This is a genomic window from Acinetobacter sp. BHS4 (genome assembly GCF_018454425.1).
Taxonomy (GTDB): domain Bacteria; phylum Pseudomonadota; class Gammaproteobacteria; order Pseudomonadales; family Moraxellaceae; genus Acinetobacter; species Acinetobacter pittii.
The window spans coordinates 1616996-1635242 of sequence record NZ_CP075323.1 but is presented as its reverse complement, the minus strand read 5'-3'; the positions used below and the strand labels follow the sequence as shown (position 1 = coordinate 1635242).

The window sequence follows — 18247 nt, the reverse complement described above, 5'->3', positions numbered from 1 at the left end:
AACCTGATTTTTTTATTTTGTGACAACACATATGGCAACTGTAGATCTTTTTGCAATTGGTAATGCATTAATCGACCAAGAATTTAAAGTGTCTGATGATTTTCTTAGTCAACAAGGTTTGCAAAAAGGCACCATGCAGTTGTCCGATGGCGACACTCAATCTGCTCTTTATGCAGAGTTAAAACAGCATCAAGACTATAAAGGTCAAGCAAGTGGTGGTTCTGCTGCGAATACTACTGTAGCCTTTAGTGCATTAGGTGGAAGTGCTTTTTATGGTTGCCGCGTTGGTAACGATGATTTGGGTTCAATTTATCTGCAAGGTTTAAATGAAGCTGGCATCCAAACCACTCCAAAATCAATCAGTGAAGGCGTGACAGGTACATGTATGGTACTCATTAGTCCTGACTCTGAACGCACAATGCATACTTATTTAGGCATCACTGCTGAACTTTCTCAAGATCAAATCGACTTTGAACCATTAAAAACAGCAAAATGGCTTTATATTGAAGGTTATCTTTCTACAAGTGAAACAGCGCGCAAAGCTGTAAAACAAGCCAGAGAAATTGCAAAAGCAAATGGCGTTAAGATTGCTTTATCTCTTTCAGATCCTGCCATGGTGCAATACGCTCGCGAAGGCTTAGAAGAGCTCATGGACGATGGCGTAGATTTACTATTTTGTAATGAACAAGAAGCCTTAATGTATACAAATACAACAACTGTTGAAGATGCTCTTGCTCAATTACGTTTTAAAAATCATACAGTAGTCATTACACAAAGTGCTAAAGGTGCTTTAGTTTCTAACTCTACTCAACATTTCCATGTGGCAGGTCGCCACGTAGAAGCCGTTGATACTAATGGTGCGGGTGATGCATTTGCAGGTGCATTCCTATACGCTCTAAACCATCATCAAGATTTAAATGCTGCTGCACAGTTGGCTGTCTTGATTTCTAGTGAAGTTGTTTCTCAATTTGGCCCACGTTTAGCGATTAATGATTATGCTAAACTTCTTGAAAATTTTCAGAAGGAATGTGCTTGAAATGGAAAGGATCTGTATGACGGAAGAAGTTCCTGAGCGTGAAGCTAGAGCTTTTGACACTTTACAAGGAACTACTATTTTCATTACGCAACGTGATGGCGCATTCTATGCTTATCAAAACTTATGCCCTCATTTGCAAACAGAGCTTGAATATTTAGAAAATCAATTTCTCGATCAAGACCAAGAATATATTCAATGTTCTACCCATGGTGCTTTATTCACTGTGGAAACAGGCGAATGTATTTCAGGACCATGTTTAGGTGATTTTTTAAATAAAGTTGAGATTAAAGTACATTCAGATGGCGGTATCTATATCGTAGACTGAAGCGATCAACATTAGAGTTTCTACCATGGCTGATTTCTTTTTCAATTATTATCTTATGCCATTCCACTTAAGTGTAGTGGCTTTGATATTACTCAGCGTGGTAGAAACCATTGGTATGTATATTGGACTTCGTCCAAGTCAATTACTCAAAAAAATTGCGCCTGTTTGGCTTTCTAACTCGCCACTACTTAACGTTAAATTTTCTAAAGCTTTAATTTTCGTTTTTTTACTTATCAATTTTAGTTTTGCAGGCTATTTTTTACAGCTCTCTTTCTTTGCAATCCAGCATTATTTTATTTCACCATTTTATTTAATCGTCCCAGCTCTTGTTATCGCAATCTTTTTTACTGTATTCATGATTCACTGCCTTGACCAAGTAATTAAACCAAAGCTTACTCATACAAACTATAATCTTTTAGGACGATTAGCGACGGTTTCCAGTGGTAATGCTAGACCTGGATTTTCTGCTCAAGCGCGAGTGCGTGATGAATTCGGCCAGCTCCATTACGTTCAAGTCGAACCAGAATACGGCGAACTCGAATTATACTCTCAAGTTATCCTTGTCAGAGTGCATAAAAGCCATTATGTAGCCAAGAAAATTTCTGTATCAAACGATCTTTTCGCCCCCGATTAAATTCTCACTACTATTCTATTTACTTACTGCTTTTAGCAGGCTTTATTACGTCTATATTTTATTATTTTCTTTTTAATTATTTATTATTCCAAGTTTTTTAGTTTGAAATAGTATTTATAAATATAATATACAACCATTTTAGTTGGTATTAAATTAAAACAAACTATTTTAATCAACTTAATATTTTTATTTACAAGTGTTTTAGTAGGATTTAATAATCAATTCAAACTATTTTAGTATAGTATTTATTTTAAAATATTAAGTTATTGTTTTATATAAATTAATTATTTAAATATTCATTTAAAATATATTTAATGTTTATTTTTATTATATTTTGATTAATAATAAAATTAATATCAAATGAGGTTTAATTTATGAGCCTTAATTTTAAAAATCTTAATGGTCGTTTAGTTAAAGAAATCACTATTATTCTAATAATAAAAATAGTGCTTCTCTTAACGATCAAACATATTTGGTTTGATGCTCCCACCATCCCCAAAAATTTTGACAATCAGGTCGCCGAGCATATTGCCGGCGATAACATTTCCCACATTAAGGAGACACGTTGATGATTTCTGAAAGCGTGGTTGATCTTTCGCGGTTTCAATTTGCGATGACCGCAATGTATCACTTTCTTTTCGTCCCTTTAACTCTAGGTTTGGCATTTATCCTTGCCATCATGGAAACCACTTATGTCATTTCCGGTAAAGAAATTTACAAGGATATGACTAAATTTTGGGGAAAATTATTTGGTATTAACTTTGCTTTAGGGGTAACAACCGGCTTAACAATGGAGTTCCAATTTGGAACAAACTGGGCTTATTACTCACACTATGTAGGTGATATTTTTGGTGCTCCATTAGCAATTGAAGGCCTTATGGCATTCTTTCTTGAGTCTACATTTATTGGTTTATTCTTCTTCGGATGGGATCGTTTAAGTAAGGTTCAGCATCTAGGCGTAACATGGTTAGTCGCTCTCGGGTCCAACATGTCAGCACTTTGGATTTTAGTGGCGAATGGTTGGATGCAAAACCCTGTAGGTGCTGCATTTAACTTCGAAACGATGCGTATGGAATTAATTGATTTCGGCGCGCTTATCTTTAACCCTGTAGCTCAGGTAAAATTCGTACATACCGTTTCTGCGGGTTATGTAACTGGTGCAATTTTTGTACTTGCCATTTCAAGCTATTACTTACTTAAAAAACGTGACCTTCCTTTCGCCCGTCGCTCATTTGCAATTGCTGCCATTTTCGGTCTTGCCTCTACACTTTCAGTGATTTTGTTAGGTGATGAATCTGGCTATGAACTCGGTGATGTTCAAAAAACTAAACTCGCTGCGATCGAAGCCGAATGGGATACTCATCCTGCTCCTGCTCCGTTTACTTTGTTTGGTGTACCAAACCATGAAGAGATGCGGACAGATTACGCAGTTAAAATTCCATATGCATTAGGTTTAATTGCAACTCGTTCAACAACCAAAGAAGTTACTGGTCTTAAAGATCTAATGCAACAGCATGAAGTTCGTATTCGCAACGGTATGCTTGCCTACGCTGAACTTGAAAAATTACGTGCAGGTGATCGCTCACCAGAGTTATTAGCCTCTTTTGAAAAAAATCAAAAAGATTTAGGTTATGGCCTACTTCTTAAGAAATATGCACCCAATGTAGTTGATGCAAGCGAGCAAAATATTAAAGCTGCTGTAAAAGATACTGTTCCAAATGTTACAGCGCTATTTTTCTCTTTCCGCGCAATGGTTGCCTCAGGTTTCTTAATGCTATTACTCTTCATTTTAGCAACTTGGGCTGTAGCAAAAAGAAATGCTGAAAATAAACCTTGGCTCCTGAAATATGCATTGTTTGCTCTTCCGCTTCCTTGGATTGCTGCACAAACTGGTTGGTATGTAGCTGAAGGCGGTCGTCAACCATGGTCAATTGGTGAAATTCTACCAACCCACCTCTCTACTTCTAGTTTAAGTACTGGTGACGTATGGGGTTCGATTATTGCGCTAGCAGCGTTCTACACTGCTCTTTTGATTATTGAAATGTATTTAATGATCAAATTTGCTCGCTTAGGACCAAGCTCTCTACACACTGGCAAATATCATTTTGAAAAGCAAGTACCAAAAGCAGCTGTTAATGGGGAGGCCTTATCATGATTGAATATGAATTATTGAAAATCATTTGGTGGGTGTTAGTTGGCGTACTTCTGATCGGTTTCGCTCTGACTGATGGCTTTGATATGGGGTCTATGGCTCTCATGCCTTTCGTTGGAAAAACCGATAGCGAACGCCGTGCTGCAATCAATACAATTGCCCCACACTGGGATGGTAATCAGGTCTGGTTTATTACGGCAGGTGGTGCACTATTTGCTGCATGGCCAATGGTTTACTCAGTCGCTTTCTCAGGCATGTACTGGGCACTCTTGTTAGTTCTATTTGCACTTTTCCTAAGACCCGTAGGTTTCGATTATCGCTCTAAACTTGAAAATACCAAATGGCGTAACTCTTGGGACTGGGGTCTGTGCATCGGTGGTGCTGTTCCAGCGCTTGTGTTTGGGGTGGCTTTCGGTAATTTGTTTTTAGGTATTCCTTTTAGTTTAGATAGCACATTACGCTCTGAATATACAGGCAGCTTTTTTGCACTTCTTAACCCCTTTGCTTTAGTTTGCGGTGTGGTAAGTCTGTCTATGCTTTGTGCACATGGCGGTGCATGGCTCATGCTACGTACTGATGAAGCTTTAAAACAGCGCTCTGCCAAAGCCACTCAAATTATGGCAATTATCTTTTTAATTTGTTTCCTTGTAATTGGAGCATGGCTGTATTTTGGGCAAATGCCGGGTTATAGCTATGCTGTTGCTATAGATCCAAATGCTGCGCTTAACCCTTTAGCTAAAGAAGTGGTGACTAATAGCAATCCGGGTTGGATGAACAATTACAGTACCTATCCAGTGACTAAAATTGCCCCTGTTCTTGCCATATTAGGCGCAATCATTGCAATTTTTGCTTCTTCAAAAGCAAAAGCAGGCTTAAGTTTTACTGGTACAAGTTTAATGATTGTAGGAGCAATTTTAACTGCTGGTTTTGCCCTATTCCCATTCCTACTTCCATCTAGTATCAATCCCAACTCTAGCTTGACGATGTGGGATGCTGTATCAAGTCACCTTACTTTAGGCGTTATGACAGTTGCTGCCTGCATTTTTGTTCCTCTTATTTTGATCTATACCAGTTGGTCTTATTACAAAATGTGGGGAGTCATCACTAACAAACATATCGAGTCAAACTCGCATAGCTTGTATTAAGGAGAAAACTATGTGGTATTTCGCATGGATCCTAGGCATTTTGATGGCATGTTTTGCGGGTGTACTCAGTGCACTTTATATCGAACATCATCAAAATCTAGATGAGGAATAAATGATGGCAAAAGCAATGACAGCATCAAATCATCGAAAAGCTCAAGCATTTGCAATGGCCCTTTCTTTTCTGTTGGCATTGCCTCTTGCTGCAATTTTGTTGGTTTATCCTTCACTCATGCTAGATGCAAACGGGCACTACAATCATAGCCAGCTTATGCTGGTGATGATTGGTATTTCTGGTGGCTTTATTTACGGAGTGGGTTTCGTACCTAACTTCTGGTTATGGAAATGGCTATTTAGCCCGTGGGTGGCTTGGCCTCTCATGCTTTTAGGCTATTACATCTGGTTCCTAACCTAAATCAAAAAGACCTCATCTGAGGTCTTTTTTCATTTCAACCAATTTAATAGGGACCCTTGGTACCCCTACATTTGCTTCAACCGGATATGGCTGCTTATTACCCGTTTTCATATATCCACGTCTTTCATAATAAGCGATCAATTCAGAACGGACATCTAGCACATACATTAAAGCGCTGGTCAGATGGGGATCTTCTTTCAATGCATATTGCTCTGCATATTCTAAAACAGATCGACCCACTCTCATATTTTGAACTTGAGGATCAGTACAAAATGTTCCAATCTCAACCTGATTATTTTCAAATGTAAGCCCAATACAAGCAATAAGCTTAGAAGCAGAAGTTTCCGCTATCAATAATGTTGAATTCCTAAGTTGTAGTTGTTCTTCTAATTGAAACTCTGTAATACGCTGTCCTTCTACCCAATCAAGTTCTGTTGTCCAACTTCTATCTTGTTGTTCTCGATAGGACTTATTAATTAAAACTACGAGTTGTGGAATATCAGGAAATTGAGCTGAACGGAAATTTAAATTATTCATAAAATATACTAGGCTATTTATAAAAATTCTAAAAATAAAGCCGATATTAAATCGGCTTTATTTTAAATAGCAATAAATTAATTTGATTGTTCAGCTAACCACGCCATAAATTTTTGACGCTCAGCTTTAGAAGCTTTTTGCCAAGTTTCTACTAAACGTTGATCATTCGTTTGGGCTACGCCTGTTACAGGCATAGATGTTGGAGCTGGTACAGCCACCTGAACAGAAGTAGGTTTAGCAGAGGCATAAACTGCCTCAGGCTGCGATTTAGATGATTTAGTCGTAAAGTCAGTGACTTTTCCTAATAAGCCCGTTGCAAACCATGGTTTTGCCTCATTGTTTGCACCAGTTTGTTGTACGATTAATTCATTATTTGCGCTATACAAAGCCACAGTTGGTTGCTCAGCATATTTCTTTGCTTGTTCAAATTGCTTTGGTGCATCTACCATCGAAAGCTTATAAGTTTGCCCATCTTTGAGAGCCGGAGTTTGAATTGTGACTACTCCAGATTTAACAATGTCATGCTCCCCGCTTAAATGTTCAAAGTATTCTTGATAGCGCACACTTAAGCTTGTTTCACCAGCATCGACTTTATAATTATTTTTAGATGAACGAAATAACCCAGAGTTGACTTCCTGACCATTCACCGCAAGGATTACAATTTCCTCTGGTGCTGTAATTGTAACTGCTGAAAATACCGAACCGCTGAGTAATAAACCAATTGCAGCAACACCTAATCTTAAAGTCATCTGTCTCTTTCTCTGTGTTTGATAAGCTATTAAATCATGAGCAATATGCAATATGATTGTGACTATTTTATGACAAAGCATTTATCGACTAATTTCTTGATTTATTTTTTTGAAATATGCATTTGAATTTCATAAATTTTCGTTTTATATATTCTTCCTATTCATTCTAAAAATATATAAAAAGCACCTAAAATAGGTGCTCTTTTTTTAACTTCAATTAAATTAATTGAAAGTTTTGAAACGATCAGCATCATTAATAAATGCTTTTTCACCTGCTGGTGCTTCAACCGAACCAAATACTAATTGAGCACGTAATTTCCAAGTTGCAGGAACATCAAATGCTTCAGCTGCGTCTGCATCGACAATTGGGTTATAGTGCTGTAAAGAAGCACCTAAACCAAGCTCTGAAAGAGCAGTCCAAGTTGCAAATTGAGCAATTGCACTTGAGTGTTCAGACCATACTGGGAAGTTATCCGCATATAGTTCGAATTGCTCTTGTAAGCTTTTAACAACAGCTTGGTCTTCATAAAATAAAACCGTGCCAACACCCGCTACAAAGCTATCAATTTTTGCATTTGTACCAGCAAAAGCTTCTGCAGGAACAATTTTGCGCAATGCTTCACGAACTAAATTCCAGAATTTAGCATGAGATTCACCGTATAGTGTCACTACACGTGAAGATTGTGAGTTAAAAGCTGAAGGACTATGTTTAACTGCTTCACGGATAGTTTCTTCAATTTTAGTGCGATCTAATGCAACGTTTTTACCAATTGCATAAATTGTACGACGGTTTTTAATTTTATCTAAGAAAGTAGACATTTTGTTATTTCCTACCTATTGATTTGACCAAGGGTCGTTGTTTGGGAATGAGTACAGTGTATTAAAGTCATTTTTCCTAATCAGCATTAAAAATATGACAGTTCGTTTTATTTTCGCAACAATAATAAAAGATATACATATAAAAAAAGCTTCACGATTTAGTGAAGCTTTTTAGGGTTACCAAGCAATTTACTTATCAGTTTCAAACAGCGCAGCAACAAAAGATTTAGCCGAGAATGGTCTTAAATCATCAATTTTTTCACCTACACCAATAAAACGGATTGGCACATGGGTGCGACTTGCAATATTAAAGAGTACACCACCTTTAGCTGTTCCATCCAACTTGGTAATGGTAATACCCGTTAAACCTACAGCTTGATCAAACTCTTGTACTTGGTTAATCGCGTTTTGACCTGTTCCTGCATCTACTACCAACATAATTTCATGAGGTGCAGTTGCATCAATTTTTTGCATAACACGTTTAACTTTTTTGAGCTCTTCCATCAAGTTACTCTTATTATGTAAACGACCTGCCGTATCCGCAATTAATACGTCAATTCCTTTAGCACGAGCACTTTCAAAGGCATCAAAAATAACAGAAGCACTATCAGCTCCATGACCTTGCGCTACTACAGAGATATCGTTACGTTCACCCCAGATCTGTAATTGCTCAGTTGCTGCAGCGCGGAATGTATCACCAGCAGCCAACATCACTTTTTTACCTTCACCTTGTAAACGTTTCGCCAACTTACCAATTGTTGTAGTTTTACCCACTCCATTTACCCCAACCATCAAAATCACATAAGGTGATTTATTAGGGTCAATATGTAATGGCTTAACACGTGGAGCCAACAAAGCAACTAACTCTTCTTGTAACGCTTTATATAAAGAGTGGGAATAGATCAAATCACCACGAGCTGTACGCTCTGTTAAATTGGTAATGATGGTTTTAGTTGCTTCAACACCAATGTCTGCAACCAATAATTGCTCTTCGACTTCTTCAAGTAACTCATCGTCAATTTCCTTTCCACCAATCAAGATATTGACCATACCATCAGCGAAATTACGACGAGTTTTGGTTAAGCCTTCTTTCATCCGGCCAAAAAAACCAGTTTTTGGTTGTTCAGCCGCTGTTTCTGTAGATGCTACTTCTTCTTTGGCTACTTCAATATTTTCTTGTGATTTAGCAGGAGATTCAACGATGGGAACATCGATAGCAGGTAAATTAGGTAATGTGACATCGTCATCACCGATCTCAGCATCTATCAAGAATTTATTTTGCATATTCGATTGTTGCTCCATGCGGATTCCTTGAAAAGCAGCGCGTTTAAAAAGATAAAGTTTAGCATAAATTCAAAATTTTGCCTGCCACAATAGTGCTCAAAAAGCTTTGGAAACCAAGATTTAGCCTGATTACTCTATTTACTGAGTATCTTCCTGAGCAAGTGCTGGATATTGTCTTATATGAGCACCTTCAAATTGATATGCATGCATTAACTTTAAATACTCTGCTCTATGAATTTTTGATTGAGCTATTAGCAGCTCAGCCATATCCTGAGTTTTAGGATAAGTGGCCTGATGAGAGAGTTGTATAATTCGTTGATATTGTTCCGGACTAATAGGCCGAAGTAATGCTAAATATGACAGCACAAAAATACAGCCAATGACAATAACCACAAATAGGTTAAAACATTGATCAACTTTTAACTCAGATTTTAATTTAAGAAAATTTTGTTTGAATATGAGCATGACCTACCTCGAATTAGTGTAGTGTAGGGTTCAATACTCATAAGCACAAGATCAAACATCCAGTAAGGCCAAGAATCGTACCTTACTGGATCATAATACTTAGCTTATTAGTGAACGAATGACGGAAAAGTATAAAATTGCTGCAATAATCACCAAGACTAAAAACATCGCAAAAATACTTAACCCTTCTTCAGCATCGGCTGGATGCAATTCGTCTTCGTCGGCAATTTTTCTCAGTTCACCATCATAAACTTGATAAAACCAGTTTTTTTGTGCAGGTTCCAAATGCCGTGCAAAGTCAAATACTCTTTTGCGCTGAGCAAGACAATAATCCCCTAAATGGATCTCTTGATGAAAGATCGCTTCATCTAATAGTTTACGATGATAATGGGCTAGTTCTATGATTTGTTCCTCTCTAGGTGGAGTATCAAAAACAAAGCCATCGATAGTATTTGTCATATTTTATTCTCCTTGTCTTTTATTCTCATATTGATTTTACTCAAAATTATTTGTGAATAATGTTTAATCATGTATCCTAATAGTGAATTAACTGGTATGCACCAATAGTTGACAAATCCATTAATTTGTAATATTAGTTTAATAATTCTAAGTTAAATTAATTTAAAGGCAGCGGCCTTTAGAAAAAGTAATCATAATTACAATAAGGAGTTTTCTATGATTCAACGTATCTCTCATCATGATTTAGAACATGTGTACGCAACTGCAGTAAACACAATTCACTCTCAAATGAATTTTCAGGATGCAGTTGCACAGTTAGAAGAAGTTGCTCGCGCTGGGCACGGTAAAGCTGCTCTGTTTTTAGCTGAATTGTATTATCAAGGTTTCCGTGTTGAACGTGACTCACTTAAAGCACAATATTGGCAAAAGTTAGCCACAATGCAAGCATAAAGAAACGTCACTTAGGTGGCGTTTTTTTACGTCTGTAAATAAGTAAAACTAGCAATTTATCTAAAGCTTTAGCCACTTTAAGTAAAGGATATGAATTTCACAGCTGGAATATTTGTTTACGATTTGATACCTGTTTAAACTGAAATGTCATCTGATTTTTTTATAATAAGTAAGACAAGTTAGAACCTTTAAATTCACAATGAAAAGTTTAAGTAATCTACAACCGGTTTCAAGAGACTTGATGATTAAGATTTATATTTTAAGAACCATGATGTATTGCGGGGTTCTTTGGGGATTATTTCATCAAGGATGGGCAATTAAATCAGATCAGGAAGACTTTATTTTTCCTTTTTGGCTTAATGGTTTGCAGGCACATCGCTACGCAAAAGAGCATTGGCCACATTACAAACCAAGAAGAATTACACCTAAAGATTTCCATGAGTCTTTACTGCCAACTTTAACTCGACTCAACGTTACTCCTGCTTTGTTTAATTCATCTCATAGAAAATTAAAGTTATCTACTCAGCAAATGCAGCATTTCTTTTTCAAACATCCGAATTGGCAAGGAGCGTAAACTTTTCTTTAGGTTCTTAATCTCTATTAGAATGCTTTTTGAACGCTTGAGTGTGAAACTTGTATTTAATGACTATCCAGTCTTTGCATTTTTATAAAATCAAGCTAATTTAAAACAAAATGATAAAACACAGGACAGAAGAAATGACAATCGTTGCACAAGTAATCAAGAACAAAGCAGAGCAAGATATTTTTACAATTTCTCCAGAAGCCACTGTCCTTGAAGCAATTAAGATTATGGCGGATAAAGGAATTGGTGCGCTCGTCGTAGCTGAGGGTGAAAAAGTTGTCGGAATTTTGTCTGAACGTGACTACACACGAAAAGTAACGCTTATGGAACGTTCATCATATAGCACTACAGTTGCTGAAATTATGACATCTAAAGTGCTTACAGTAAGCCTAAACAATACGGTTGAAGAGTGCTTACAGCTCATGACAGATCGTCACTTACGCCACTTACCTGTATTAGACAATGAAAAATTAGTTGGATTTATTTCTATTGGCGACTTAGTAAAAGCTGCGATGGAAGATCAGAAAAACCTCATTGAACAATTAAAACAGTACATCTCTGGTTAATTATTTCATATAAAAAATGGGCATATATATGCCCATTTTTTATTGATGTAAAAACTTAAAGATAGTTATTAATTAAAGCAACTAAACGCTCTAGCAAGTCATCAGCCTGTGCTTGAGTCATATTAATTGGTGGTAATAAACGCACTACTGAACCAGCTGTAACATTAATAATAAGTTTATGTTGATCTCGAGCTATTGCAACGAGCTCAGCACAGTCTTTAGGCAATTGAATACCAATCATCATACCAAAGCCACGTACTTGCACATTTTTATCTGTCAATTGCGCACGTAATTGATCAACAATATAACCACCAACAACTGCCGCGTTTTCTACAGCCTTCTCTTTTTGGATTGTATCAATTACTGTATAAACCACACGAGAACCTAGCACTGTGCCACCATAAGTAGACCCATGGCTACCAGGTCCTAATAAGCCAACAGCTTTACCTTGTGTCATTACCGCGCCTACTGGAAAGCCATTACCAAGTCCTTTAGCAGTCGTCAAAACATCAGGTACAATGTTTGTATGTTGATAAGCAAAATACTTACCTGTTCGGCCATTACCAGTTTGGATTTCATCTAACATCATTAGCCAGTTATGTTGATTACATAGGGTGCGGACTTCTTCAAGATAGCTAAAGCCTTGAGGTGCTGTATTAATACCACCCTCACCTTGAATAGGTTCAATTAAAATCGCAACAATATCTGGGTGCTGCAAAGCAACTTCTTGAATTGCTTCTACATCACCAAATGGCACACGAATAAAATCATTGGTTAAAGGAGCAAAACCATCTTGTACTTTCTTATTACCAGTAGCTGAAAGTGTTGCTAAAGTACGACCATGAAATGATTGCTCTGCCACAATTATCTTTGGGGAGCTTACACCTTGTTGAGTACCAAATTTACGAGCAATTTTAATGGCGCCTTCATTTGACTCCGCACCACTGTTTGAAAAGAAGATCTCTTCCATCCCTGAAACTTCAGCAAGCTTCTGAGCAGCTGCCGTTTGCCAAGGAATCTCAAATAAGTTACTCGTATGCACAAGTGTTGCAGCTTGTTCAGCAATTGCTTCTGCAATGACTGGATGCGCATGACCTAAACCACATACAGCAATACCGGTTAAAGCATCTAAATACTCTGTACCATCTTCGGTATATAGATATGCCCCTCGGCCTCGTACAAAACTGATCGCTTGGCGACCATAAGTAGCCATTAAATGTGATGGTTGATCAGGTTGTATTGGAGCTAGGGTAATATCATTCATAACGAACTCTGTCTGTATGAGGTTTTAAGAAGGGTTTATATAAGCAAAAACTGGCTCTGATGAAAAGTCTCATCACTCATTTATCTAAAATTTCGTCTGCTTTTTACTATCGCTTCGGTTTATACAATAAAATATTGAATATTCAATGCAACTTTAAGTAATCAGGTGGTTTGCAAAGCGGTGTGAACACCCCCTATAATGCTGCTAGATTAGTTGAGGATCTCTTTATGACTGAACAAGCACGTGATACTGAAGCGTTAATCCGCGATCAAATTGCGAAGCATCCCGTTTTACTTTACATGAAAGGCACTCCACAGTTTCCACAATGTGGTTTCTCTGCACGTGCTGTAGAGGCGCTCAGTCAAATTGGTCGTCCATTTGCATATGTAAATATTTTGGAAAACCCTGATATTCGTGCAACATTACCAAAAATTGCGAACTGGCCTACATTCCCGCAACTTTGGGTAAATGGCGAACTTATTGGTGGTAGCGATATCATGCTTGAAATGTTCCAAAATGGCGAATTAAAACCATTAGTTGAACAATACAGCGCAGCGCCAGAAGCGTAAATAATAAAAAAGCCAATCAATAGATTGGCTTTTTTATACTCTCAATTTTAACGATCACTTACCCCGACATATCGAAATAAATTTTCCACACCTAAATCAGATTTTAAAATAATTAGATTTTCATAAGTTGTTGTCGTGAGAGCTTCAAAAATATTCATATTCGGATCTTCGTGCAACTCATCCACATTTTGATCCACACACTCATCAAATCGATCAGCAATAAATTCAAACCCCAAATCCATAGCAATAAATAAAGTATGTTCACATGGCTGAATATATTGTTCTTGCGCCCAGTCAATTATTGCTTGTTTGCAAAATGGACATTCAATATTCGCAGAAGCATCGTTAAGTTCGATCAATTGATAATGCATTAGATTTGAGAAGAATAGAAAATTGTAGTGTAAAAGAAATTAATTGAAAGTTCTAGAAAAGGTTAGAGACACTAAGCAAAAATGCACATTAAAATTACATTGTAATGACAATATAATTTCAAAGTCTCATTTAAAGGAAATACATTAGTGTATGTTTTAATTACAAAAAATTTAGTTTAAGAATTATCGTTGCAAAAATAATAATGTAAAATCATGGTTGTTGCAGAAATAGGATATTTTAATGCTCACTGATCTTGATGATTTTTATTGTTTTGCTCTCGTCGTTGAGCATGGTGGTTTTAGTGCCGCTGAGCGTGTAACGGATATACCAAAATCAAAACTAAGTCGTCGTGTATATAGCCTAGAAGAAAACTTAGGCGTTCGCCTGATTCAACGCAGCTCTCGTCATTTTGCTGTTACAGATATTGGGATGGATATTTATAGACATGCTCAAGTCATGATGAATGCTGCACAGGCTGCTCATGATTTGGTTGATCATTTAAGTATTCAACCTAGAGGTGTTGTAAAGGTTAGTGTTCCTGTTGATATTGCTCAAAATCAACTGCCTAAAATTTTGCCTGCTTTCTTAAAAAAATATCCAGAAATTCGTTTGCAACTTATGGTCAGCAATCGTCGAGTAGATGTCATTAATGAAGGAATTGATATTGCTTTACGTGTTCGCTCAAAACTAGATGATGATCCAAGTTTAGTTCTTAGACAGTTTGCACTTATTGAACAGAGTCTATTTGCAAGTCAAGCATATTTAAATGAATTTGGAGATATAAAAAATCCAGAACAACTTAGTGAGCATCGCATTTTAAGTTTGTCAGAAGAGCATCTTGATCAACAATTCCTTTTGCATGGTCCAGACAATCAGCAAAAGAAAATCAAAGTCAGCCCTATCGTAATGGGTACAAATATCCATATGTTGGCGCAATTAGCGAGTCAAAACTGTGGGATCGCTTTACTACCAGAGAGCGCAGCAGAAGATTTTCTAAAATCTGGACAGCTTGTACAAATTTTACCGGAATGGAAAGCTCCTCACGGTATATTACATGCCGTATATCCATCACGCCGAGGGTTATTACCTGCTGTACGAGTATTTATTGATTATTTGGTAGAACATCTTTCTGAGCATTAAAATGAATTAAAATAAAAAAGTTCGATAATTATCGAACTTTTTTATTTTTAAATTGCAGGATAGTTTCCTACACTTTCAGGCCAAGGTGTTAAGAGTTCAAAGCCAGTGTCAGTTACAGCAACCATATGTTCCCATTGCGCAGATAACGAAAGATCTTGAGTAATAACTGTCCAACCGTCATTTAATTCTTTAACCTGTGGTCTACCCGCATTAATCATCGGTTCAATCGTAAAGACCATACCTTTTTTTAATACTAAGCCTTGGCCACGCTGTCCATAATGTAAAACATTGGGTTGTTCATGATAAACCTTACCAATCCCATGACCACAATATTCTCGAACAATGCTATACCCTTCTCGATGAGCAACTGACTGAATAGCATAACCAATATCGCCTAGTGTAGCTCCTGGCTTAACAGCATGAATCCCAGCAACCATCGCTTCATAAGTTGTATCAACCAGTTTTTTTGCTTGCGGGTTTACATCACCCACAAAATACATGCGGCTCGTATCACCAAAATAGCCATCTTTAATAATTGCGACATCAATATTAATAATATCGCCATCTTTTAAAATCTTATTCGGTGACGGAATTCCATGGCAAACTACTTCATTTACTGATGTACATATTGTTTTAGTAAAACCATGATATCCCACATTCGCAGGAATAACTTTTAGAGTATTTAGAATATAGTCATTACACAGGTTATCTAAATATTCCGTAGATACACCCGGTTTAATATATGCCCCTATCATTTCTAAAACTTGTGCAGCCAAGCGTCCAGAAATCCTTAACTTTTCCAGATCTTGTTCAGTTTTTATTGTAACAGTAGAAGCTCTCATTCAGTTTTATCCTCGTAGACACTGCTTTTTACCACGCCTACAAAAATGTAAGTTAATTTAGAATATTCTAGAACGGATATAGGTTAGGCAGAAGCATTAAATGCCCAAATATTCAACATTCATAATAGAAATTCATACTTTTATTTTTGCATAATTTCTTTAAAAAGTCAGAATCAAAAAATGATTTCCTAATTTCTTTCAATGGTTTTTCAAATACATACCTTAACCAGTTGATATTTTTAATATCTATTAAAGGTTTTTATGCTCTGAAAAAAATCTTTTTCACATAAAATACCGCTTGATCATGCTCTCGTTTGCTCTAAAATTCCTTCTTTTTTATTAATTTTAATTTATGCAACATCTTCGTACTGGAGATATTATTGCCCTAGGTTTTATGACCTTTGCTCTTTTTATTGGAGCTGGCAATATTATCTTTCCTCCCATTGTCGCTCAACAAGCCGGTGATCATGTATGGCTAGCCGCTATAGGCTTTTTGATTACTGCAGTTGGTCTACCTGTAATTACCATCATGGCACTCTCTCGTATGCAGGGTTCCATTGAAATTATTAGCTCTCCTCTTGGTCGAGTAGCAAGTCTGATTTTAACCGTTGTTTGTTATTTATCAGTAGGCCCTTTATTTGCTACTCCACGTACAGCTACTGTTTCTTATGAAATTGGTTTTTCATCTTATTTTGGAACATCAAGTAGTAGCCTTTTAATTTACAGCGCAATTTATTTTTCATTTGTAACTGTAGTTTCACTTTATCCAAACAAGTTATTAGATACAGTGGGTCATGTGCTTGCTCCGCTAAAAATTATTGCTTTAGCAATTTTAGGCATTGCAGCAGTTATGATCCCAGCGGGTTACGTCCCTGCTCCAATCAACCATTACGTTGAATCTCCAGTTTCGGAAGGTTTCGTAAATGGTTATCTCACTATGGATACTTTAGGCGCACTAGTATTCGGTATCGTAATTATTCAAGCGATTTATTCGCGTGGTGTTACCGATAAAAAATTAGTCACTAAGTATGCGATTATTGCCAGTCTTATTTCTGGTGCAGGTCTTACTTTAGTCTATTTAAGCTTATTCAAATTAGGTGTAGGTAGTCATGAAGTAGCACCAAATGCAGCAAATGGTGCAGTAATTTTACATGCGTATGTTCAACATGCTTTTGGCAATATGGGTTCATTATTCTTAACTGGACTAATTTTTCTAGCATGTATGGTGACAGCGATTGGCTTAACTTGTGCTTGCGGTGAGTATTTTGCTCAGTTAACTAAATTGCCTTACAAACTTTTAGTATTCATTTTAGTTGGTTTCTCTTTCATTATTTCTAATCTTGGATTAACCAAACTTATTGCCGTATCAGTACCTGTTTTAAGTGCAATTTATCCACCAGCCATTGTTGTGATTATGCTGAGCTTCTTTTGGAAATTTTGGCACAAACCCTCTTTTATTGTCGGTTCAGTAACAAGTATTGCTTTAATTTTCGGTATTATTGACGGTATTAAAGTTGCTGGTTTTGGTGATTATTTACCTGCATTTCTTCAACATTTACCTTTAAATGAACAAAACTTAGCTTGGTTGATCCCATCTTTAGTTGTTCTAGCAATTACCGTAATTATCGACAAAGTTAAATTTAAAAGCATTTAATCTAGTGTCTCTTTTGAAATCGAGTTTTACCCAAACATGATTTTATATATTGAATAAAATGCTGAGTTTACCCAACCGGCATTTTATTTCCACACTACTTTCAATGACAAATCAACTATAGATATAATCAGTTTTTACTGTAAAATTACACTAAAATAATTTTTAGCTTACTAGGAAAGAAGAGCAACAATGAAAAGTAAATATTACCTAACACAAGCAGATGCAGAGTTTTTAATGGAAGAAGCTCAAAAATATGCAATTGAACACAACTTTAAAGTCAGTATTGCTATTGTTGATGAAACAAGTTCTCTTCTGATGATGAAACGTTTAGATGGTGCTTCACCTTTATCCTCACATTTATGTTTAGAAAAAGCAAAATGCTCTTCAATATCAGGTAGACCTTCAAAATTCTATGAAGAACTTCTACAAAGTGGACGCTTAGGTTTTTTAAGTATGCCTAGTGCTCAAGGAATGTTAGAAGGTGGAAAACCGATTATTTATGACGGGCAAATTTTAGGGGCGATTGGCGTTTCTGGTGTTCAATCTTTTGAAGATGCAGAAATTGCTCAACATGCGATTGATACATTTTTAAAAAAACAAAACAGCTAACCTGAAATGATAGAAAAGAGAAATTATTACACTTTTCATTAAAATATTTTCTCTTTTCTAAAACATTAAGTATTTTATACAAAAATATTTAATATTTACTTTTTTAATACCTTAACCTTTTATAAACATAGAGTTTTTTATAAAACTGTTCAAAAAATTTTCTATTCACTATTGAATTGAA

General features: G+C 36.4%; 24 protein-coding genes. 15 read left to right on the top strand and 9 right to left on the bottom strand.

Annotation, left to right across the window (positions count from 1 at the left end):
• The first annotated feature begins 31 nt into the window (after positions 1-31).
• The 8 genes from KIP84_RS07785 (at position 32) to KIP84_RS07750 (ending at position 5704) form a co-directional block, all read left to right on the top strand.
• Positions 32-1036: an adenosine kinase gene (locus KIP84_RS07785; protein WP_017480985.1), complete on the top strand. Its 1005-nt coding sequence runs from the start codon at positions 32-34 to the stop codon at positions 1034-1036.
• Positions 1037-1052: 16 nt separating this feature from the next.
• Positions 1053-1361 carry a Rieske (2Fe-2S) protein gene (locus KIP84_RS07780; protein ID WP_002121079.1) on the top strand — a complete coding sequence of 103 codons (309 nt, stop codon included), beginning with the start codon at positions 1053-1055 and terminating at the stop codon, positions 1359-1361.
• A 25-nt stretch (positions 1362-1386) separates the two neighbouring features.
• A complete protein-coding gene (locus KIP84_RS07775; protein WP_002121106.1) occupies positions 1387-1995 on the top strand; it encodes an OB-fold-containig protein in 609 nt (202 codons plus the stop codon).
• Between the two features lie 374 nt (positions 1996-2369).
• On the top strand, positions 2370-2564 hold the full coding sequence (gene cydP / locus KIP84_RS07770; RefSeq protein WP_005073962.1) for a cytochrome oxidase putative small subunit CydP: 195 nt from the start codon (positions 2370-2372) through the stop codon (positions 2562-2564).
• Positions 2564-4150 carry a cytochrome ubiquinol oxidase subunit I gene (locus tag KIP84_RS07765; RefSeq protein WP_213689655.1) on the top strand — a complete coding sequence of 529 codons (1587 nt, stop codon included), beginning with the start codon at positions 2564-2566 and terminating at the stop codon, positions 4148-4150. The genes cydP and KIP84_RS07765 overlap by 1 nt, the downstream gene beginning before the upstream one ends.
• Entirely contained in the window at positions 4147-5292 is a 1146-nt protein-coding gene (gene cydB, locus KIP84_RS07760) for a cytochrome d ubiquinol oxidase subunit II (RefSeq protein WP_213689654.1), read from the top strand. The genes KIP84_RS07765 and cydB overlap by 4 nt, the downstream gene beginning before the upstream one ends.
• A gap of 10 nt (positions 5293-5302) precedes the next feature.
• On the top strand, positions 5303-5404 hold the full coding sequence (gene cydX / locus KIP84_RS07755; RefSeq protein ID WP_000270276.1) for a cytochrome bd-I oxidase subunit CydX: 102 nt from the start codon (positions 5303-5305) through the stop codon (positions 5402-5404).
• Positions 5405-5704, top strand: a complete 300-nt coding sequence (locus KIP84_RS07750; RefSeq protein ID WP_004791954.1) for a cyd operon YbgE family protein — start codon at positions 5405-5407, stop codon at positions 5702-5704. It abuts the gene before it with no gap.
• Between the two features lie 12 nt (positions 5705-5716).
• Here KIP84_RS07750 and KIP84_RS07745 read toward each other — a convergent pair whose 3' ends face one another.
• The 6 genes from KIP84_RS07745 to KIP84_RS07720 form a co-directional block, all read right to left on the bottom strand.
• The gene (locus tag KIP84_RS07745) at positions 5717-6241 is read right to left on the bottom strand and encodes a GNAT family N-acetyltransferase (RefSeq protein ID WP_206217195.1); all 525 of its coding nucleotides are present in this window, start codon (positions 6239-6241) and stop codon (positions 5717-5719) included.
• A gap of 77 nt (positions 6242-6318) precedes the next feature.
• Positions 6319-6990, bottom strand: a complete 672-nt coding sequence (locus tag KIP84_RS07740) for a DUF2057 domain-containing protein (RefSeq protein ID WP_125740060.1) — start codon at positions 6988-6990, stop codon at positions 6319-6321.
• Between the two features lie 222 nt (positions 6991-7212).
• A complete protein-coding gene (locus KIP84_RS07735) occupies positions 7213-7809 on the bottom strand; it encodes a nitroreductase family protein (protein ID WP_002121011.1) in 597 nt (198 codons plus the stop codon).
• Between the two features lie 189 nt (positions 7810-7998).
• Positions 7999-9111, bottom strand: coding sequence for a signal recognition particle-docking protein FtsY (gene ftsY, locus KIP84_RS07730; RefSeq protein ID WP_005073955.1), 1113 nt, complete (start codon positions 9109-9111; stop codon positions 7999-8001).
• Positions 9112-9231: 120 nt separating this feature from the next.
• Positions 9232-9558 carry a hypothetical protein gene (locus KIP84_RS07725; protein ID WP_213689653.1) on the bottom strand — a complete coding sequence of 109 codons (327 nt, stop codon included), beginning with the start codon at positions 9556-9558 and terminating at the stop codon, positions 9232-9234.
• A 99-nt stretch (positions 9559-9657) separates the two neighbouring features.
• Complete coding sequence (locus KIP84_RS07720; protein WP_002120892.1) at positions 9658-10017, bottom strand: hypothetical protein; 360 nt, start codon at positions 10015-10017, stop codon at positions 9658-9660.
• A gap of 216 nt (positions 10018-10233) precedes the next feature.
• Here KIP84_RS07720 and KIP84_RS07715 point away from each other — a divergent pair, with 216 nt between their 5' ends.
• The 3 genes from KIP84_RS07715 (at position 10234) to KIP84_RS07705 (ending at position 11616) form a co-directional block, all read left to right on the top strand.
• Entirely contained in the window at positions 10234-10467 is a 234-nt protein-coding gene (locus tag KIP84_RS07715; RefSeq protein ID WP_002121063.1) for a hypothetical protein, read from the top strand.
• 199 nt (positions 10468-10666) lie between these two features.
• A complete protein-coding gene (locus KIP84_RS07710) occupies positions 10667-11041 on the top strand; it encodes a DUF2750 domain-containing protein (RefSeq protein WP_005802084.1) in 375 nt (124 codons plus the stop codon).
• Between the two features lie 143 nt (positions 11042-11184).
• Complete coding sequence (locus KIP84_RS07705) at positions 11185-11616, top strand: CBS domain-containing protein (protein WP_002121094.1); 432 nt, start codon at positions 11185-11187, stop codon at positions 11614-11616.
• A gap of 55 nt (positions 11617-11671) precedes the next feature.
• Here the strand turns inward: KIP84_RS07705 and KIP84_RS07700 are convergent, their stop codons facing one another.
• Entirely contained in the window at positions 11672-12880 is a 1209-nt protein-coding gene (locus tag KIP84_RS07700) for an aspartate aminotransferase family protein (RefSeq protein WP_213689652.1), read from the bottom strand.
• A 227-nt stretch (positions 12881-13107) separates the two neighbouring features.
• Between KIP84_RS07700 and grxD the strand changes: the two genes are divergently transcribed.
• Positions 13108-13449, top strand: a complete 342-nt coding sequence (grxD, locus tag KIP84_RS07695; RefSeq protein ID WP_002120913.1) for a Grx4 family monothiol glutaredoxin — start codon at positions 13108-13110, stop codon at positions 13447-13449.
• Positions 13450-13496: 47 nt separating this feature from the next.
• Here the strand turns inward: grxD and KIP84_RS07690 are convergent, their stop codons facing one another.
• Positions 13497-13820: a hypothetical protein gene (locus tag KIP84_RS07690; protein WP_213689651.1), complete on the bottom strand. Its 324-nt coding sequence runs from the start codon at positions 13818-13820 to the stop codon at positions 13497-13499.
• Positions 13821-14061: 241 nt separating this feature from the next.
• Here KIP84_RS07690 and KIP84_RS07685 point away from each other — a divergent pair, with 241 nt between their 5' ends.
• A complete protein-coding gene (locus KIP84_RS07685; RefSeq protein WP_002120927.1) occupies positions 14062-14961 on the top strand; it encodes a LysR family transcriptional regulator in 900 nt (299 codons plus the stop codon).
• A gap of 47 nt (positions 14962-15008) precedes the next feature.
• Here the strand turns inward: KIP84_RS07685 and map are convergent, their stop codons facing one another.
• Positions 15009-15803: a type I methionyl aminopeptidase gene (map, locus tag KIP84_RS07680; protein WP_213689650.1), complete on the bottom strand. Its 795-nt coding sequence runs from the start codon at positions 15801-15803 to the stop codon at positions 15009-15011.
• A 352-nt stretch (positions 15804-16155) separates the two neighbouring features.
• Here map and brnQ point away from each other — a divergent pair, with 352 nt between their 5' ends.
• Together brnQ and KIP84_RS07670 are read left to right on the top strand one after the other, a co-directional pair.
• Positions 16156-17457, top strand: a complete 1302-nt coding sequence (gene brnQ, locus KIP84_RS07675; protein ID WP_213689649.1) for a branched-chain amino acid transport system II carrier protein — start codon at positions 16156-16158, stop codon at positions 17455-17457.
• Positions 17458-17646: 189 nt separating this feature from the next.
• Entirely contained in the window at positions 17647-18066 is a 420-nt protein-coding gene (locus KIP84_RS07670; RefSeq protein WP_046813672.1) for a heme-binding protein, read from the top strand.
• Positions 18067-18247: the final 181 nt, after the last annotated feature.

Coding starts and splice junctions, on each gene's coding strand:
- KIP84_RS07715 (WP_002121063.1), top strand. CDS start 10,234: ATGATTCAACGTATCTCTCATCATGATTTAGAACATGTGTACGCAACT.
- cydP (WP_005073962.1), top strand. CDS start 2,370: ATGAGCCTTAATTTTAAAAATCTTAATGGTCGTTTAGTTAAAGAAATC.
- ftsY (WP_005073955.1), bottom strand. CDS start 9,111: ATGGAGCAACAATCGAATATGCAAAATAAATTCTTGATAGATGCTGAG.
- cydB (WP_213689654.1), top strand. CDS start 4,147: ATGATTGAATATGAATTATTGAAAATCATTTGGTGGGTGTTAGTTGGC.
- brnQ (WP_213689649.1), top strand. CDS start 16,156: ATGCAACATCTTCGTACTGGAGATATTATTGCCCTAGGTTTTATGACC.
- grxD (WP_002120913.1), top strand. CDS start 13,108: ATGACTGAACAAGCACGTGATACTGAAGCGTTAATCCGCGATCAAATT.
- KIP84_RS07745 (WP_206217195.1), bottom strand. CDS start 6,241: ATGAATAATTTAAATTTCCGTTCAGCTCAATTTCCTGATATTCCACAA.
- KIP84_RS07735 (WP_002121011.1), bottom strand. CDS start 7,809: ATGTCTACTTTCTTAGATAAAATTAAAAACCGTCGTACAATTTATGCA.
- KIP84_RS07710 (WP_005802084.1), top strand. CDS start 10,667: ATGAAAAGTTTAAGTAATCTACAACCGGTTTCAAGAGACTTGATGATT.
- KIP84_RS07685 (WP_002120927.1), top strand. CDS start 14,062: ATGCTCACTGATCTTGATGATTTTTATTGTTTTGCTCTCGTCGTTGAG.
- KIP84_RS07670 (WP_046813672.1), top strand. CDS start 17,647: ATGAAAAGTAAATATTACCTAACACAAGCAGATGCAGAGTTTTTAATG.
- KIP84_RS07690 (WP_213689651.1), bottom strand. CDS start 13,820: ATGCATTATCAATTGATCGAACTTAACGATGCTTCTGCGAATATTGAA.
- KIP84_RS07785 (WP_017480985.1), top strand. CDS start 32: ATGGCAACTGTAGATCTTTTTGCAATTGGTAATGCATTAATCGACCAA.
- KIP84_RS07700 (WP_213689652.1), bottom strand. CDS start 12,880: ATGAATGATATTACCCTAGCTCCAATACAACCTGATCAACCATCACAT.
- KIP84_RS07750 (WP_004791954.1), top strand. CDS start 5,405: ATGATGGCAAAAGCAATGACAGCATCAAATCATCGAAAAGCTCAAGCA.
- KIP84_RS07720 (WP_002120892.1), bottom strand. CDS start 10,017: ATGACAAATACTATCGATGGCTTTGTTTTTGATACTCCACCTAGAGAG.
- KIP84_RS07705 (WP_002121094.1), top strand. CDS start 11,185: ATGACAATCGTTGCACAAGTAATCAAGAACAAAGCAGAGCAAGATATT.
- KIP84_RS07780 (WP_002121079.1), top strand. CDS start 1,053: ATGACGGAAGAAGTTCCTGAGCGTGAAGCTAGAGCTTTTGACACTTTA.
- cydX (WP_000270276.1), top strand. CDS start 5,303: ATGTGGTATTTCGCATGGATCCTAGGCATTTTGATGGCATGTTTTGCG.
- KIP84_RS07775 (WP_002121106.1), top strand. CDS start 1,387: ATGGCTGATTTCTTTTTCAATTATTATCTTATGCCATTCCACTTAAGT.
- KIP84_RS07765 (WP_213689655.1), top strand. CDS start 2,564: ATGATTTCTGAAAGCGTGGTTGATCTTTCGCGGTTTCAATTTGCGATG.
- KIP84_RS07725 (WP_213689653.1), bottom strand. CDS start 9,558: ATGCTCATATTCAAACAAAATTTTCTTAAATTAAAATCTGAGTTAAAA.
- map (WP_213689650.1), bottom strand. CDS start 15,803: ATGAGAGCTTCTACTGTTACAATAAAAACTGAACAAGATCTGGAAAAG.
- KIP84_RS07740 (WP_125740060.1), bottom strand. CDS start 6,990: ATGACTTTAAGATTAGGTGTTGCTGCAATTGGTTTATTACTCAGCGGT.